Genomic DNA, 17,269 nt, shown 5'->3' on the forward strand with positions numbered 1-17,269 from the left:
AGTCTAAAGGAGATATTCATGGATAGCCTAAGCAATATAATAGAAGGTCCTGAAACAAAAAAGGAAGCTTCTCAAAAAAATAAAAAAAGAAGATGGCGCGAAATCGAAGCAATACAAGAAAAGTATCGTTTACGCAAAGAACTACAGGAGTTGGACTACTTTACAGACAGTATAGCCGTTAATGAGCTCGACTTTTAAACGACTAACTAAAAGGCCCGCATTACTGTGCGGGCCTTTGGTTTTAAAAGTTAAAATTATACTTGCCAATTAATCGGCGTTTTACCTTGAGATTGCAATAACGCATTCGTGGCTGAAAAATGCCTACAACCAAAAAAACCTCGATGAGCAGACAGTGGCGATGGGTGCGGCCCTGCTAAAATATGCTGGCGTGCGCTATCAATTCCCTTACCTTTTTTTTGTGCATGAGCACCCCACAAAATAAATATTACGCCTTCACAATGGGTGTTTATATGCGCAATAACCTTATCGGTAAATTGCTCCCATCCTAAGTGTTTATGCGAATGGGCTTGGCCTTGCTCTACCGTAAGTACTGTATTGAGTAAAAACACTCCCTGCTCTGCCCAGCTTTGCAAGTAACCATGGGTAGGAATAACAAAATCGTTTATATCGCTAGCCAGCTCTTTATAAATATTTTTAAGCGAAGGTGGCAGCTTTTTAACCTCAGGTAATACTGAAAAACACAAACCATGTGCTTGGCCTTCACCATGGTAAGGATCTTGCCCTAAAATAACAACGCGTATATCACTAAGCGGTGTTGCAGCAAATGCGCTAAACACTTGCTCTTTTGGAGGATAAACAGCAACACCTTCACTGCGGCGCTTAGCAACGTAGTCGAGTGTTTGCTGCATATATGCTTGCTGTAATTCTTGCTTTAAAAATGCAGTCCAATCGCTCATTGTATGCTCTTTATTTGTTGACGTGATACGTCTATTTTATCACACATATCGGCCAGCCCATCTAGCATACGCGCTGAAAAACGATGTAGTAAGTCGGCATTTACAGATAAAAACTGCTTATTTTTTACTGCGGGTATTTCTGGCCATTGCTGCCAATTAATAGTAGGTTGCGGTGTTGCTGATTTTTCATCCGGAATAATTATAATTTGCGGCTTAGCCACAATCACATTTTCTATGCTTATTTGTGGATAGTCGGTGCGGCTATTTGCAAATACATTGGTTACTTGGCAAGTGGCTATTAACTCACTTATTCCGGTATTTTTCGACACTGTCATCATCGGCTCAGACCAGAGTTGATAAAAGCCAGTGAGTTTACTTTTACCCTGTTGCTTGGCTTTAATGGCTGCAAGTTTAGCATTAAATGCTTTTACCACTTGCTCGCTTTGTTTAATGTTACCGGTAAGTTTTCCTAGCATAAGCAACTCATCGGCAATACCTGTAATTGTCGTTGGATCAGTTAAATAAAGCTTAATACCTAAGCGCTCTATTTGTGCTAAATCATCACTTTGATTACCACTTTTCCAAGCAATTACTATATCTGGCTTAAGGACTAAAAGCTTTTCGATTGAAATACCATAGTAACCGCCAATACGGGTAATACCTTTTGCCGCTGCAGGGTAGTCGGCGTAATCAACTGTGCCAACAATATTATCTCCCGCGCCTATTGCATACAGGTTTTCTACTATGTGCGGGGCCAGTGCCACAATACGCAGTGTTTTAGCTGGCTGTACTTTATCAATTTGTACCTTGTTGGCCTGCGCATGCTGGGATAAACAGAGTAACAATAGGCCAACAACAAGCTGTTTAAACATTAGTAATCAAAACCTTGCAGAGCTTTAACACCTGCATCAAATGCATGTTTTACATTACGCACTTCGCTTACTGTGTCAGCCAGTTCTATTAATTTACGATGGGCTGCGCGGCCGGTAATAATAACCGACTGCATTGGCGGTCTGTTGCCAATCGCCTCTAGCACTTCATCTACATCAATATACCCATAGGTTACCATGTAGGTTAGCTCATCGAGCAGCACTACATCTAAGCTTGCGTCACTAAGCAGTCGCTTTGACTCTTGCCAAGCAGCTTGCGCGGCTGCGGTATCGCTCTCTTTGTCTTGGGTATTCCATGTAAAGCCTGTGCCCATTACCACAAACTCCACACCCACCCCCTGTAACAAGTTACGCTCTCCGCATTCCCAAGTGCCTTTTATGTACTGACACACAGCGGCTTTTTTTCCATGGCCAACACAACGTGCTACCACACCAAATCCTGAGGTCGACTTACCTTTGCCATTACCAGTTATAACTTGAAAAATACCTTTTTCTTGTTGCGCTGCAGCTATTCGTGCATCAACTTGATCTTTTAATTTTTGTTGGCGTTGCTGATGTTTATCTTTACTTTGTTCGCTCATGATTATGCCCTTCATAAATTTTAATAATGTGTGCAATATTTAAATGCGTTTCACACATGGCAGCTAAACGCTCTAGTTGCTGCTCACGGTGCTGGTTAATATTAACCGGATTAATAACTGTATCGGCTTTGAGCCACTTTAATATTTGCAATGTGGCACTCGCTTGATCAAATAAGCCATGTAAATAAGTACCCGCTATGGCGTTATCATCACTAATAAACCCATCGGCTGTAAAGCCATTTGGGTGTTCATTAAAGCTTAAAAATGGTTTATTAAGTGCTTCACCTTGGCTAATGCCTGCATGAATTTCGTAGCCACTACAAAGTGTTTGCTGGTTATTTAATTGCATAGTCGCGGTTACATTACTCAATATTTTTTGTGCTGTAAGTGTGCTGGTAAAATCACTTAACGCTAGCCCCGGCATATGCTGTAATGATGACTCAACACCTAGGGGATCATTAATACTATTGCCAAGCATTTGCATACCACCACAAATACCGAGCACTTTACCACCATAACGTAAATGGCGTTTTATTTGTGTATCCCAGCCTTCATTTTTTAAAAAGGCTAAATCACTTAATACGTTTTTACTCCCCGGTAAAATGATCAAATCAACATCGGGGATCGCTTGTGTATGCGCTACATAATTAATATTTATATTGGGATGTAAGCGCAGTGCATCAAAGTCAGTATGGTTGCTAATGTGCGGCACAAGCAGCACGGCAATATTAACGCTGGCATTAGTTAGCGTATTATCAATAGCAATTGCATCCTCAGCATCTAATGCAAGGTCGTGTAAATACGGCAATACGCCTAACACCGGTTTACTTGTGTACTGTTCCAGCCAATCAAGTCCACTTTGTAATAAGCTTATATCGCCTCTAAAACGATTTATTACAAAGCCTTTTACCCGCGCTTGCTCCGACTCACTCAACAATGCCAAAGTACCCACTAAATGAGCAAACACACCGCCTTTATCTATATCGGCAATTATAATTACGGGGCAGTCAACGGCTTCGGCGTAGCCCATATTAGCAATGTCGTTGGCTCTGAGGTTTATTTCGGCTGGGCTGCCCGCCCCTTCCACCAGCAATAAATCAAAACGTTTTGCTAAACGGTTATGCGACGTGAGTACTGCATCCATAGCTACTTTTTTATAATCGTGATACGCCCCAGCTTCCATATTACTTATGGCTTTACCATGAATAATAACCTGCGCGCCAGTATCGCTATTTGGCTTAAGTAATATGGGATTAAAGTCAGTTTCAGGGGCTACCTTTGCCGCTATAGCTTGCAGTGCTTGAGCACGACCTATTTCACCACCATCATCTGTAACTGCACTATTTAATGCCATATTTTGTGGCTTAAATGGCGCTACATTTAGCCCTCTATTAGCAAATACTCTACACAGCGCCGCAACCAGTGTACTTTTACCCGCATCGGATGTGGTGCCTTGCACCATTAACGTTTTCATTTTATAGCCCTACACCTGGCGCTTACGAAAATACAATAAGCTTAAAAAGAACACGCTACCAATAGCTGCAGTAATAACCCCAACGGGTAACTCTTGATTAGTTAATAACGTGCGCGCTAGCACATCAACCCAAACCATAAAAGTACCGCCCACCAAACTCGTTACCAGTAAGCCAGATAAGCTACCTTGGGAGATAAAAAAGCGCACTATATGCGGCACCATTAATCCTACAAAGCCAATTCCGCCACACATAGCCACTAACACTGCCGTTATCAGCGAACTTAAAACTAGCATCAATATTCTAAAGCGATGTACCCGCACACCCAGTGTTATAGCACTTTCATCGCCGAGCAGCATGGCATTAAGTTGGCGCCTAAAACTAAGCATTGTAAATGTACACAATACAATAACCACAAAAGGTAACCACAGCGTTGCCCACTGCGCTCGTGCAAAACTGCCGAGCGTCCAAAATAAAATAGCCGCAACTGCCTGAGGATCGCTCCAGTAAAGTAATAAACTGGTAAATGCGCTAAATAAAAATGACAAGGCCACACCTGCCAGCAGCATAGATTCTACTTGCCCACTTTGCTGCCGCCCTGCAATCAATATAAGTAAACTCATAGCCACTAAACTGCCAGCCAATGCCGCTGCCGATAATGCAAAGCCCGCACTAATGCCCACAAACGCCATGAGTATAACTACCCCCAAAGACGCCCCAGACGATATCCCAAATAAATAAGGATCTGCTAACGGATTACGCGTCACGGTTTGCAAAATAAGCCCGGCAATGGCTAAACCACTGCCAGCTAAAAATGCCAGTAATGTGCGTGGCATTCTTAATTCAACAATAATTCGAGTGTTAAAGGAGCCCTCTGTTGAGGTGAAAATACTTTTAAATACATCAGTTAATGATGTGTCGGCAGCGCCATAACTCAGCGCCGTAAATAACGTAAATAATGCAGCTAGTACTGTGACTAAAAGTGCTATTGAATGATTGTTAAGCATGCGCATATTATTCATACCCATAAAAGTAAGTAATATGTGGAATAACACCACCTAATTTAGACATTTGCGGGTGGTGGCTTACTTGTGCACATACACCAAATACATCATTGAGCATGTCCTCGCTGAGCACATCGATGGGAGAGCCTGTATTAACAATTTCGCCGTGATTTATAACCACCAGCTCATCGCACATAGCAGCGGCTAAATTTAAATCATGAAACGATGCAAACACAGTAACGCCAAGCGATTTAGCCAACTCCATTACCTGAATTTGATACTTCACATCTAAGTGGCTGGTTGGCTCATCCATAATTAATAGTTGCGGTTGCTGCACCATAGCCCGAGCAATTAATGCACGTTGTTTTTCTCCTCCCGAAAGCGACTCAAAACGTTGGCTTGCATGATCCTGCAAGCCAACTCGCGCTATAGCTTGGTTTATTTTTTGTGTGTCGGCTGTTGTGGTGGTGCTAAATAATGCTTTATGCGGGGTTAACCCAAGTGCAACCACATCTAATAAAGTTAAATTAAATTGTGATGGGGTTTCTTGTAAAACAACCGCAACCTGCTTTGCGTATTCATGGCTTTTTAACTGCCAAATATCGGTATTATTAAATTTAATTTGCCCTGCAGTGGGCTGATTAAAGCGATACAAACACCGCAGTAAACTAGATTTACCTGCGCCATTGGGGCCAATTAAGCCAACGAACTTACCTTGCTTTATTTGCAAATTAACATTGTTGAGGATAGTTTTACTGCCAATATTCCACGACACGTGATTAACGCTTAACAATGGTGTATTTAATGGCGTTTGAGTTTGCAATAGTTAGCCCTAGGCAGGAATGCGCTCACTAACAATGCAACTAACTATGGCTAGTACATAATTTGAAGATGAGTAAACCCGCTCGTTAAAATAGTTTATTTGTATCTGACTTAAAGCGTTATGCTAATTACAGTTGCGGGAACAGTTGAGGAGTTGCACCTCATTCCAAATGAATACTCTATTATGGGCGGCTAAGTAAATAATTTAAAGCAAAAAAAACCGCACTTAACAAAGTACGGCTTAAAAAGGCAGTGCTAAGCGCTGCTTAAAATTTATATTCTATACCTACACCTAAGTAGTCTTGGTCAACGTTGTTGTCCATATCGAAATTAGAATAAAAACCAAATAATTTAGTGTTTTTATTTAACTGATGATCAACACCTGCCGAAATAGCCGTTTTGTCATCACTGCCTTTAAAATCCATTGCCTGGTACTGCAATTTAAAGGTATTGCTAGCCATAGTGTAAGCCGCACTTAATAAATAACCGTCGGCCTCACTACTGCCATCAACTTTTTCTTGCGTTTGATACATAGCGCCTAATTTAAAATCGGCTACTTTACCTTGTACTGATGCGCGCACTACATCGTAGCCGTTCACTTCACTATCGGCAGCAATAGCGGCATATATTGCGCTCTTTTTAAGGGCTGCGTCACCATAAGTTACTGCCATTGAATAGCCATTTTTAGCACCTGCTGCATCGCTATCCTCTGCAACAAACGTAGCCAAAAGCTTAAAACCTTGGTAAGAATTAGAGGCATAAGAAACACTACTGCCCATTCTATTTTCACCTTTAAAGGCATTTTTAATGTCGCCTTCAAGGTCGCTAAATAAATCAACTTTACCTTGTGACTGCTTAAGCGCGGTATCGTTACGGCCAATAACAACTTGGCCAAACGCGCCTTTTAAACCTATATACTGATTACGAGCAGAGATATTGTCGTCATTATCACCTTTTGAGTCGGCGTCAGAAACATCAACTTGAAATTCAAACTTATAAACAGCTTCTAAGCCATCAGATATTTTTTCAGACCCTTTTAAGCCCAAACGTGATGAGTTACTTTTAATTTCGGTAAAAGACCCCTCACCATCATCCGACGACTGTAGTGTTACGTTCGCTTTACCGTAAAAATCCACTTCAGCAAGCGCATTAAAAGACAAACCACCTAATAAAGCTACACATAAGCTCGACTTTACAAATTTCATGTTATTTCCTCGATAATCACAACAGACTCGTTTTTAATGCAACAGGAGTTTGGCACTGTTAAATGACAAAAATATTACAGCCGTCATATTTTTACACTTTTAAATTCATAAAAACACATAATAGTTGCAATCAAACGTACATATACAGCAAAACCATTGGCCTTACTCAACGGGTAACTTAGGAGTCATTTGGGTTAATAAATTTACTAATGTTTCTATTAACTCTTTTTGCTCATTGTCTCTGTGATAGGCAACAAATATATCGCGCGAGGTGGTTTCTACGTCTTTCACATGAAATAACTCGCCTTTTTCTAAATGCGCTGCAACAAGTACTTGAGGAATGAATGCACTCCCTCCGCATTGCAATATTAAATCAAGTGCTATACGCCCAGTACTTGTTCTAAAGTAAGGTGGGGTTTTGCCAGTAAACTGGCGAGCATGCCACAGTGAGAATGTCGTGCCCCAGTCAACATATACGTACTGGTTATCAAAAAAGTTATCGTAGCTGGCAGTATCAAACGCGCTTACCGGTATAATGGGTAGTTCACAAATTCGCTCAACCACCAGCTCATCAACTTTTGGTGGATCAAATAAAATAGCTAAATCTAAGGTGCGCTCTAATAACAGGCGGGTACTTTCTTGTTGTGCTTTTACCTCAGCCACCAAAGACACACCGGGCATTGCCGATACAATATTAGTAATACCAAACTGTAAAAATGCATCCCAAATGTTTGGTGTACCCGCTAGGCAAATTTGTTTATGCATATTATCGGCAAGTGCCACATCTACTTTTGCTCTTTGCATGCCAGTAATGATCATTTGTGCATGGGGTAATAAACGCTCACCTGGCGCTGTTAGTTGAATATTATTGCGCTGGCGAATAAACAAATTAACACCAAGCCCTTGCTCTAATTGACGAATTCTAAAGCTTACTGCAGACTGCGTGATATAAAGGTTTTCAGCCGCTTTGCCAAAGTGACGAGTGCGTACTACCTCAACAAATGTTTTTAATAAATCGATATCCAATTTTTTATCCTCACGATAAAAATAACTTGTTTAAAATATTTGCAAACTTGCCGCATACTCCAGCAATTACCAAGGTATGAGGGTACAACAATGAGCAATGATATTTCACTACTTCGCCAAGCATTTGTTAGTCAACGTCAGTTTTTTGATGATCAAAACTTCCCACGCGGATTTGGTCGCAGCGGAAACTTTACCTTATTAGAAGCCAGTATATTAGAGCAACACGGTGTTGTTTTAAAAGGCTTACATAATAAAGCCCTAGAGCCACAAAATGAACATCAGCAACAATTTGTCGCTGTTATTAGTGGTGCTTTAGAGCCAACCAATGCAATTGAGCGCGCTTGGGTTAAATACTTAAAGTTAACAACAAGCAAAGCAAAGTTCCATACATTATTTGGCCGCTCAAAAATAGCGACCCCAGCACCAATAAGCCAAGACTATTACGCCGAGTCAGACAGTATGTAATTGCTTTAACTATTTAATTTTTACATTTTAAATAGTTAAACATACACCAAGCCTAGCGCGAGTACAAAATACATCGCGCTACGTGCTTACTTAAGTTAACTAACTTTTAAACCACGCCTGAGGCCACAATAGCGGCTTTTTTACGTTTACGAGATTGCCTAAAAGAGTCCCAACTAAAAATAGCCAATGCACTCCAAATACAAACAAATGTAACTACTCGCTCGGCATCAAACACTTCACCGTAAAGCATCACAGCTAATATAAACATCAAACTTGGCCCTATGTACTGAAAAAAGCCTAAAGTGGTGTATTGCAAACGCTTAGCAGCGCCGGTAAAGCACAGTAGTGGTAAGGTGGTAATGATCCCGGCACTAATGAGTAACACATTGGTATGCCAGTCATTAGCAGGCAAGCTTGACGTTGCTGTAGGCACCATTAAATACCAATAAATAAGCGCTACGGGCAAGAGTATAAATGCTTCTATTGAAATACCGGACAATGCTTCCACTGGCAGTTTCTTACGCAGTAAACCATATATTGCAAATGATATAGCTAACGAAAAAGCAACCACAGGAAATGAGCCAAAACTTATTAATTGCAGCAGTACACCGGTAAATGCTAAAGCAACAGCAACCATTTGAAACTTACGTAAACGTTCGCCTAAAAATAACACTCCCAGTAATACATTTAGTAACGGATTAATGTAATAACCTAAACTGGCATCAAGCATATGATTATTATTAACCGCCCATATAAACAAGCCCCAGTTAAACCCCAGTATCGACGAGGTTAAAACCAGCATTAACAATAATTTAGGCTGTACTATAATGCGTTTAATTCTATCCCACTGGCCTAAAATACTCACAATAATAATTAAAAACATCACCGACCACACAACACGATGCGTTAAAATTTCAAATGCAGTAACATGCTGGAGTTGCTTAAAGTATATAGGTGCTAAACCCCATATAGTAAAAGCGATGCAAGCCAAAATGGCGCCCTTGCGCTTCTCGGTATCAATCGGCATAAATAAACACTTAGTTATTCAAAAGGTCGCCAGTTTACTCCGCAAACTTTTATTAGCCAACTAAATACGTACCCGTACCAAATGCTATTTGTACTGCTTGCTCATTATGCAATTCCATCCTACAAACACATACTTTATTGCCCGAGCGAATTAAAGTGGCACTGGCTATAAATTTCTCGCCTTTGCCTGGGCGTAGGTAATCGGTGCGCATATCTATAGTGCCCAAGGTGGCTAGTTTTTGCTGCACAGATAAAATATCAACATCGTTTAGCTTATCTATTACACTTGCTGCAGCTAACATACCACCTACGTTATCGAGCACTGCCGAAATAACGCCGCCATGGAGTATTTTTTGTGCCGGATTACCTATGAGTATATCCTGCCAAGGAAACGATATTTTTGCTTGTTCTGGGCTAAGTGATTCTACCGATATTTTTAAAAACTGATTAAACGGCATATTATTTACAAACAGCGAGCCTACATGCTCTATTAACATTTCTTTATTCATTATTATTCTCTATGTTATATCTGGTAAGAGGAGTAAAGCATAACTAGGATAAAACTAGCAACACAGTTAAATTTATTAGCCGCTTAAAGTCAGCTAATATCCCCCCCCTGAGCGAGTAAATTCACACGTTATAAATTTATTCAAAAAACATTCAACACTCGCTAAAGACATCCTGTACAAAAAACACTAAAATACCCCGCAATGAATACATTAACACCACCCTCTAGCTCACTTGTGCGCACCCCTGAAGCTGTACTCAAACAAGTGTTTGGTTATAGTGAATTTCGCGACGGCCAAAAAACGGTTATTGATGCAGCCATTAACGGCCAAGATTCGTTGGTATTGCTGCCAACCGGTGGCGGTAAATCCGTGTGCTATCAAATACCCGCTTTAGTGCTTGAAGGGGTAACTATTGTTATTTCTCCGCTAATATCGCTAATGCAAGATCAGGTAACTCAACTACAAGCGCTGGGCGTTAAAGCCGCATATATAAATAATAGCTTAGCCCGCGAAGAGCAGCAGCAGGTATACCAACAACTCCATCAGGGATTAATTAAACTACTGTATGTTGCCCCTGAAAAAGTGCTGCAGCGCGAGTTTTTAGAGCGCTTATCGCATTTAAAAATCAGCTTATTTGCTATTGACGAAGCGCATTGTGTATCGCATTGGGGGCACGATTTTAGACCCCATTACTTTCGTTTAAACGAATTAAAACAGCGCTTTGCTCATGTACCTATGATGGCCCTTACTGCAACTGCCGATAAAGCCACTCGTTTTGATATTGTTGAGCAATTAAAGTTACAACAACCCTATATTCATACCGGCAGCTTTGATCGCCCTAATATTCGCTACACCATAGAAGAAAAATTTAAACCTATGGTGCAGCTGCTGCGCTATTTAAAAGAACAAAAAAGCCAAAGCGGCATAATTTATTGCACCAGCCGTAAGCGCGTAGACGACATAGCCGAAAAGTTAGCCGACGCGGGACTTAACGCCGCCGCCTATCATGCAGGTATGAGTAACGAGCAGCGCCAATTTGTGCAAACCGGCTTTGCCCGCGACGATATACAAATAGTGGTTGCTACAGTGGCCTTTGGTATGGGTATAAATAAACCCAATGTGCGCTTTGTATTGCATTACGATATTCCCAAAAGCATAGAGTCGTACTATCAAGAAACTGGCCGCGCTGGGCGAGATGGCCTTGCCGCTGAGGCTATAATGTATTTTGATCCGGCTGATATAGGCCGCGTAAGACGCTTTTTTGAAGATATTGACGACGAGCAACGTCGCCGCGTCGAAGAGCAGCGCTTTAATGCCATGGCCAGTTTTGCCGAAGCACAAACCTGCCGTCGACAAATACTGCTTAACTATTTTAGTGAGTATCAACGTGAGCCATGCGGTAACTGCGATATTTGCTTAAATCCGCCCAAAAGCTTTGATGGCACTTTAGTAGCGCAGCAGGCACTATCGTGTGTGTACAGAGCAGAGCAACGCTTTGGCCTTGGATATATTGTTGAGTTACTACGCGGTGCAAACACCAGTCGTATTCGCGATAATAACCATCATCAACTCAGCACCTACGGCATTGGCAAAGACAAAAGCAGTGAATTTTGGCTAAGTATTTTACGCCAACTTATTCATCAAGGCTTATTAAGCCAAGATATAACCCAAGGTGCATCACTGCGTTTAACCGAAGCCGCGCGCGCTATTTTAAAAAGCGAATATGCGTTGCAACTCGCAGAGCCTCGCCTGCAAGCTAAGCATGTTTATCAAGATAAATTAGCCCAGTTTAATTACGACAAAAAGCTATTTGCTCGCTTAAGAGCGCTGCGAAAAGAGTTAGCCGATGCCGACGATGTACCGCCGTACGTGGTATTTAACGACAAAACGCTTGCAGAAATGGCGCAGCTAATGCCGACCAACGACAGCGAATTCTTAAAGGTGTCGGGTGTTGGCTTTACTAAATTAAATAAGTATGGCGGTGAGTTTTTAACTGCAATTCGCAACTACCTTGCTACTAACTAAGAGCATTATGACCATAATAGAATATCACCACACGCATCAATGCATTATTATTACGCCGGTAGAGCCGCCCCACGACGAAGACTTTGAACTGTGGAGTCGCTTGTTTTTACACCACGATGAAATAACCATTAATGAGTACTCTGCTGGTGCCGATCGTCATCAACTGCGCTTCACTTATCAGCAGCAAACATTTAATTTAAACTTTGAACACTACAGCCAAAGTATTTGGATTAACGGCGAAGGCCATGACGCTGAACATTTATTAGCCGCACTTACTTTTTACCTAAGTTAATAGCAATTAAATAACTTCAAGCTCTCTACTTTTAACTTACATTTTAGTAACAATGATGTAAGCTGATATTACGGTAGTAATTTGCTACGTAGCAGTAAAGGGTTTGAATGATTACTAAAAAATGGATTTCATCTTGTTGTTTTAGCCTCTGTATTCCAAGCTTTTTTATGTTCAGTTTAGCTGCGCAAGAAACCCCTCATGCGCAAAATGATTGCGCAAGCGAGCAACCAACCTCATCAAGTAGTAATAATTTACGCCGTCAACTAGATCAACCAACGCCACTGTTAAAGCAAAGTAGTAATGCAAAAATTGCCAATATTACTTTGCAGCAACTTAATGTATTTAATACTGAACTCGAAGCCGAAAATAACGCCCTATTTCGCTTTGCTAACCGCGCGCATATTCAAACCGAGCCTGAGGTTATTAAAAGTATTTTATTGTTTGAGAGCGGTGATAATTTTGATCCTAAAAAGCTCGCCGAATCAGAACGCTTACTGCGTAAACAAAACTATTTATACGATGCTCAAGTCATTGCCACCGAAAACTGCGAAGGGAACGTTAATGTTACCGTCGTTACGCGTGACTTATGGACACTACTACCAGAAATAAGCTTTAGCCGCAGTGGCGGAGAAAACAAGTCGAGTATTGGTTTTCGCGAATCTAACTTATTTGGCTGGGGTAAGCGTTTGTCGTTGTCGCGCACTACAGATAGCGATCGTAATGGTTATTTATTTGTATACGACGATCCTAATATTTTATCAACCCGCTATCGTGGGCGTTTAGAGTACGCCGATAATAACGATGGTAAACGCCATCTGCTAGAACTTACCTATCCGTTTTTTGCTATAGACACCCCTTTTAGCTACGGTATTTTAAGCTATTCAGAGCAACGCGAAGAAGCGCTATATCAGCGCGGTGAAAAGTTTAGCGAGTTTGATCAAACGACCGACTACAACAGTTTTTTTGTTGGTCACTCCAAAGCATTAAGCCGTAACTGGACCCAGCGCCTCAGCCTGGGCTACGTTGATGAGCAACATACTTTTGCTGCAATAGACTCTACCTTTGCCCCCTTAGCCGTCGATCGCAGCTTAAGCTATCCTTATGTAAGCGGACACTGGTTTGAAGATAACTTTATAAAAGTACGCAATTTCGACAGTATTTATCGTACTGAGGACTTAAACTTAGGTTGGAACATAAAAGCCTTACTAGGCTACTCCGATGAATCTGTTAGTAACGATGATAGCCGCGCGGTTTACTCTTTTAACTTTAATAAAGCTCACTTTAGTGGCGATAATACCTTATGGCGCTTTAGTGCAGACATTGATGGTTACTGGAATAAAGAGCAGGACAAATTTGAAAACCTGATCTCCACCAGCCAAATACAATATTATTTAAATACCAGCATTGATCAGTCTTGGTATGTAAAAGCTCGGGTGCAGTACGCTAAAAACCTCACTAACGATAAACAACTTACACTCGGCGGCGAAACCGGCCTACGTGGCTATCCTATGGATTATCAGCATGGAGATCGCAGCTTTTTAGTGAGTTTAGAAAAGCGCTACTATTGGGAATATGATTTGCTGCAATTATTTAAAGTAGGCGGCGCGGCTTTTCTTGATGTTGGCCGAGCATGGTCTAACACCCCAAACAATGTTGAAGATAGCCGCGTTCTTAAAAATGTAGGTATAGGCCTGCGCTTAGCACCAAGCCGTGCAAATGCCGGCACCATGATCCATATAGATATAGCTGCACCGCTAGATAGTGCCGATGGCGTAGATTCGGTACAGTGGCTGGTAAATGTTAAAAATTCTTTTTAAATGGCTATTTCGTCGCACCCTAAAGCGTTAAACTGGGCATATATAATTATTGTGAGATTATAACTTTGGAATTGTTAGCTCTGCTTGGCACCCAATATAAACTGGTCGTTACCCTTATTGCGTTATTACTTTTTCCGATACTGTTAAAAGGTACTAAAAAGCTTCTCGAAAAAGCTATTAAAGGAAAAATAGACCTACACCGAAAATATCGTGCTGAGCTATTACTTAAAATTATCCTCGCATTTGTGATGTTATGTTTAGTGCTGGTATTTTGGGGTATCGAGCTACGTGGACTCCTAGTACTAGGTTCGTCGCTATTTGCTATGTTAGGTGTTGCACTGTTTGCCGCTTGGTCATTACTTAGTAATCTCACCGCTTTTTTACTGATGTTTATTCAAAATGACTGCCGCGTTGGCTATTGGGTACGTATTGTTGATGGCGCAAATAGTATTGAAGGGCGCATTATAGAAATGGGCTTAATGAATGTAGTGCTTGAGCACATTGACGGGCATAGAGTTATATACCCTAATAACTTATTTGTAACTCGTCCGGTACTGGTTTTAAACAAAGAACCTAAGCCAACAAAAGCACCGGTAATTAGGCGTATTATTGGCCCCAAAAAGCCAAATAAATAGTAATAAAAAAGCCGTTTTGTTATCCCAACTGGGTTAACTAAAACGGCTTTACAATTTATTCTATCTATATTTAGTAGCTTACTATTATAACTAGTTATTTAACTCAGCTGTTTTAAGCTCATCATCTAAATCATTTATTTCATCAATAAAAGTGCCAAGCTGTTGTTCAACCAAGCTATTTGCATGAGCAAAATACGCAATATGAAACACCGCATCACCCTCATTTACTAATGGCATAGTTTGCTGGCCAATAATAATTCCACTGCGTGGTGCTGGTAACTCAAGTTCAGAGTCGCCAAGTGGGCTGCTAATATAAGCAAGTACTTGCCCCTTAGTAACACGCTCTCCAAGCGATACCTGCGCACGCACAATGCCATCTACATTAGCACGCACCCAACTTGTAGAGCTGGCTATAATAGGCTCAGGAAGCTTTCTAGGACGCTTACCACGGATCATTTTTAAATGGCGCATAACATAGTCAACGCCTTGTACACCTGCAGCAATCGCAAATGGGTCAAAACGCAGTGCTTCACCGGCTTCATAAGTAATAACCGGGATCCCTAAGTTAGCGGCTTCGCTGCGCAGTGAGCCATTACGTAACGAGGCATCTATCACTGCGGGTGTACCAAATGCTTTAGCCATTTGTGCGGTGGCTTCATCGGCTAAATTAGCGCGTATTTGCGGTAAGTTAGTGCGGTGAATAGCTCCCGTATGTAAATCAATAATATGGGTACAATGTACTGCCACTTGATTAAAAAACATATACGCCATACGACCAGCCAGCGAGCCACGCTCTGAACCCGGAAAACTGCGGTTCATATCGCGTCTATCAGGTAAGTAGCGCGACTTATGTATAAAGCCAAACACATTTACAATCGGCACCGCAATCAGCGTGCCGCGCAACTGGTTAGGATCTATTTTAGCAAGTAATTGCCGCACCACTTCTACGCCATTGAGCTCATCGCCATGAATAGCCGCACACACCATAAGTACCGGCCCTTCCATAACACCATTAACCACTTCAATTGGAATATTAAGTGGAGAGTGGGTATAAAGTTTTGCCGCTTCTAAGGCCAGCGTTTTACGCTCGCCTACGCCAACACTTTCACCTAATAAGGTAAAAGAACGGTTAATTTTAACCTTTGCCACGAGTTGCTGTTCCTTTACTTGATGCTGTTTTTTCAATGAAATCAATCACCATGCCTGCAATATCCTTACCTGTTGCTATTTCAATGCCCTCAAGGCCTGGTGATGAGTTAACTTCCATCACTAAAGGACCACGTGATGAGCGAAGTAAATCAACACCGGCTACATTTAAGCCCATCGCTTTAGCAGCTGCAACGGCTGTTTTACGTTCTTCTGGCGTAATACGCACTAATGTAGCGCTACCACCACGGTGAAGGTTTGAGCGGAACTCACCTTCTTGTGCTTGGCGTTTCATTGCTGCAATCACTTTGTCACCTAAAACAAAACAACGGATGTCAGCACCACCGGCTTCTTTAATGTATTCTTGCACCATAATGTTAGCTTTTAAGCCCATAAATGCTTCAATAACACTCTCAGCCGCTTTACGCGTTTCAGCCAATACCACACCAATACCTTGCGTGCCTTCTAGTAGTTTAATTACTACCGGCGCACCGCCTACCATTTCGAGCAAGTCTTTTACATCATCTGGTTTACTAGCAAAACCAGTCACTGGCATACCTACACCTTTACGAGATAAAAGCTGTAATGAGCGCAACTTATCGCGAGAGCGAGAAATAGCAACCGACTCGTTTACTGGATACACGCCCATCATTTCAAATTGACGCAGCACCGAACAGCCGTAAAACGTAACTGATGCGCCAATACGCGGAATAACTGCATCAAAGCCTTTTAAGTTTTCACCACGATAGTGAATTTCTGGTAGCTCAGAGTTTATATTCATATAACAACGCAGTGCATCTACTACTTTAACTTCGTGACCACGAGCTTCAGCCGCCTCAATTAAACGACGCGTTGAATACAATTTTTTGTTGCGAGATAAAATACCAATTTTCATAATTTAAACCTTAAATAAGTACGTATTATTTTAGAAGCTTAGTCCCTCTAAAAGTTAATACATCCTTATAATAAATGAGATAAAGCCGGGTCAACGACTATACGATTTTCCATGGCTGTACGCCCGAGTAACATTCTAAACTTCATTGTTGCGCGGCTAGTTAAGGTAATTTCTATAGGCCAGCTATATTTACCCGCATGCAATGTTGTTTCTATAAAGTAACGTAACTCTTTTTGCCCGCCAGAGCTGGTTACGTGCTTCTTCTTTTTAACTTTTGCATTGCAAACAACTTGTGTTTCTTCATCTTCTTGCAATGGCTGGGTAATAAATTTAACCCACTTTTCTCCATCAACTTCATACTCTTCTATATTAAGTGCATGAATACATGAGGTGCGGGCACCGGTATCAATTTTTGCTTTTACTTTCTCGATGCCTAGCTCTGGTAAACTCAACCACTCACGCCAACCAACGGTAATCTTTGCTGTCATAAATGTGCCCTTAATAAAAAAGTGTCTTATACGCTACCGGAAAAAAAACACCAA

General features: G+C 41.4%; 19 protein-coding genes and 1 riboswitch. Of the genes, 6 read left to right on the plus strand and 13 right to left on the minus strand.

Features of this window, described 5'->3' with window-relative positions; all coding sequences use genetic code 11:
* The first annotated feature begins 18 nt into the window (after positions 1-18).
* On the plus strand, positions 19-198 hold the full coding sequence (locus RB215_RS12475; protein WP_011329208.1) for a DUF3545 family protein: 180 nt from the start codon (positions 19-21) through the stop codon (positions 196-198).
* Between the two features lie 56 nt (positions 199-254).
* On the opposite strand, the gene ung is transcribed toward RB215_RS12475, so the two are convergent.
* The 8 genes from ung to RB215_RS12515 all read right to left on the minus strand — a co-directional run bounded on the left by ung (position 255) and on the right by RB215_RS12515 (position 7,917).
* Positions 255-917, minus strand: coding sequence for a uracil-DNA glycosylase (ung, locus tag RB215_RS12480; RefSeq protein WP_182683925.1), 663 nt, complete (start codon positions 915-917; stop codon positions 255-257).
* Positions 914-1,789, minus strand: a complete 876-nt coding sequence (locus RB215_RS12485; protein WP_182683924.1) for a cobalamin-binding protein — start codon at positions 1,787-1,789, stop codon at positions 914-916. The genes ung and RB215_RS12485 overlap by 4 nt, the downstream gene beginning before the upstream one ends.
* A complete protein-coding gene (cobO, locus tag RB215_RS12490; RefSeq protein ID WP_011329211.1) occupies positions 1,789-2,388 on the minus strand; it encodes a cob(I)yrinic acid a,c-diamide adenosyltransferase in 600 nt (199 codons plus the stop codon). Before cobO ends, RB215_RS12485 begins: the two co-directional genes overlap by 1 nt.
* The gene (locus RB215_RS12495) at positions 2,372-3,862 is read right to left on the minus strand and encodes a cobyric acid synthase (protein ID WP_179806965.1); all 1,491 of its coding nucleotides are present in this window, start codon (positions 3,860-3,862) and stop codon (positions 2,372-2,374) included. The genes cobO and RB215_RS12495 overlap by 17 nt, the downstream gene beginning before the upstream one ends.
* Before the next feature lie 9 nt (positions 3,863-3,871).
* Positions 3,872-4,873: an iron ABC transporter permease gene (locus RB215_RS12500; protein ID WP_011329213.1), complete on the minus strand. Its 1,002-nt coding sequence runs from the start codon at positions 4,871-4,873 to the stop codon at positions 3,872-3,874.
* A 1-nt stretch (position 4,874) separates the two neighbouring features.
* Positions 4,875-5,687 carry an ABC transporter ATP-binding protein gene (locus RB215_RS12505; protein ID WP_089368747.1) on the minus strand — a complete coding sequence of 271 codons (813 nt, stop codon included), beginning with the start codon at positions 5,685-5,687 and terminating at the stop codon, positions 4,875-4,877.
* A gap of 78 nt (positions 5,688-5,765) precedes the next feature.
* Positions 5,766-5,907: riboswitch (cobalamin riboswitch) on the minus strand.
* Positions 5,908-5,952: 45 nt separating this feature from the next.
* Positions 5,953-6,891, minus strand: coding sequence for a porin (locus RB215_RS12510; protein ID WP_182683921.1), 939 nt, complete (start codon positions 6,889-6,891; stop codon positions 5,953-5,955).
* Positions 6,892-7,053: 162 nt separating this feature from the next.
* Positions 7,054-7,917 (minus strand): LysR family transcriptional regulator, encoded by an 864-nt coding sequence (locus tag RB215_RS12515; protein ID WP_011329216.1) that lies wholly within the window; start codon positions 7,915-7,917, stop codon positions 7,054-7,056.
* A 90-nt stretch (positions 7,918-8,007) separates the two neighbouring features.
* Between RB215_RS12515 and RB215_RS12520 the strand changes: the two genes are divergently transcribed.
* Positions 8,008-8,382: a DUF413 domain-containing protein gene (locus RB215_RS12520; protein WP_011329217.1), complete on the plus strand. Its 375-nt coding sequence runs from the start codon at positions 8,008-8,010 to the stop codon at positions 8,380-8,382.
* Between the two features lie 106 nt (positions 8,383-8,488).
* Here RB215_RS12520 and rarD read toward each other — a convergent pair whose 3' ends face one another.
* Both rarD and RB215_RS12530 read right to left on the minus strand, forming a co-directional pair.
* On the minus strand, positions 8,489-9,409 hold the full coding sequence (gene rarD, locus RB215_RS12525; protein ID WP_011329218.1) for an EamA family transporter RarD: 921 nt from the start codon (positions 9,407-9,409) through the stop codon (positions 8,489-8,491).
* Positions 9,410-9,461: 52 nt separating this feature from the next.
* The gene (locus tag RB215_RS12530; protein ID WP_172459223.1) at positions 9,462-9,917 is read right to left on the minus strand and encodes a thioesterase family protein; all 456 of its coding nucleotides are present in this window, start codon (positions 9,915-9,917) and stop codon (positions 9,462-9,464) included.
* A gap of 201 nt (positions 9,918-10,118) precedes the next feature.
* On the opposite strand from RB215_RS12530, the gene recQ reads away from it, so the two are divergent.
* The 4 genes from recQ (at position 10,119) to RB215_RS12550 (ending at position 14,686) form a co-directional block, all read left to right on the plus strand.
* Positions 10,119-11,942, plus strand: coding sequence for a DNA helicase RecQ (gene recQ / locus RB215_RS12535; RefSeq protein ID WP_192532767.1), 1,824 nt, complete (start codon positions 10,119-10,121; stop codon positions 11,940-11,942).
* A gap of 7 nt (positions 11,943-11,949) precedes the next feature.
* Entirely contained in the window at positions 11,950-12,234 is a 285-nt protein-coding gene (locus tag RB215_RS12540) for a DUF3630 family protein (protein WP_011329221.1), read from the plus strand.
* 107 nt (positions 12,235-12,341) lie between these two features.
* Positions 12,342-14,051 (plus strand): ShlB/FhaC/HecB family hemolysin secretion/activation protein, encoded by a 1,710-nt coding sequence (locus RB215_RS12545; RefSeq protein WP_309216511.1) that lies wholly within the window; start codon positions 12,342-12,344, stop codon positions 14,049-14,051.
* Between the two features lie 65 nt (positions 14,052-14,116).
* Positions 14,117-14,686: a mechanosensitive ion channel domain-containing protein gene (locus tag RB215_RS12550; protein ID WP_011329223.1), complete on the plus strand. Its 570-nt coding sequence runs from the start codon at positions 14,117-14,119 to the stop codon at positions 14,684-14,686.
* A 90-nt stretch (positions 14,687-14,776) separates the two neighbouring features.
* Here the strand turns inward: RB215_RS12550 and RB215_RS12555 are convergent, their stop codons facing one another.
* The 3 genes from RB215_RS12555 to RB215_RS12565 form a co-directional block, all read right to left on the minus strand.
* Positions 14,777-15,835, minus strand: coding sequence for a succinylglutamate desuccinylase/aspartoacylase family protein (locus RB215_RS12555; RefSeq protein WP_011329224.1), 1,059 nt, complete (start codon positions 15,833-15,835; stop codon positions 14,777-14,779).
* Positions 15,822-16,727, minus strand: coding sequence for a 30S ribosomal protein S6--L-glutamate ligase (gene rimK, locus RB215_RS12560; RefSeq protein WP_011329225.1), 906 nt, complete (start codon positions 16,725-16,727; stop codon positions 15,822-15,824). The genes RB215_RS12555 and rimK overlap by 14 nt, the downstream gene beginning before the upstream one ends.
* Positions 16,728-16,792: 65 nt before the next feature.
* The gene (locus RB215_RS12565; protein ID WP_086995212.1) at positions 16,793-17,215 is read right to left on the minus strand and encodes an ATP-dependent zinc protease; all 423 of its coding nucleotides are present in this window, start codon (positions 17,213-17,215) and stop codon (positions 16,793-16,795) included.
* Between the last annotated feature and the right edge of the window lie 54 nt (positions 17,216-17,269).

It is taken from the genome of Pseudoalteromonas sp. HL-AS2, assembly GCF_031198805.1.
GTDB lineage: Bacteria > Pseudomonadota > Gammaproteobacteria > Enterobacterales > Alteromonadaceae > Pseudoalteromonas > Pseudoalteromonas nigrifaciens.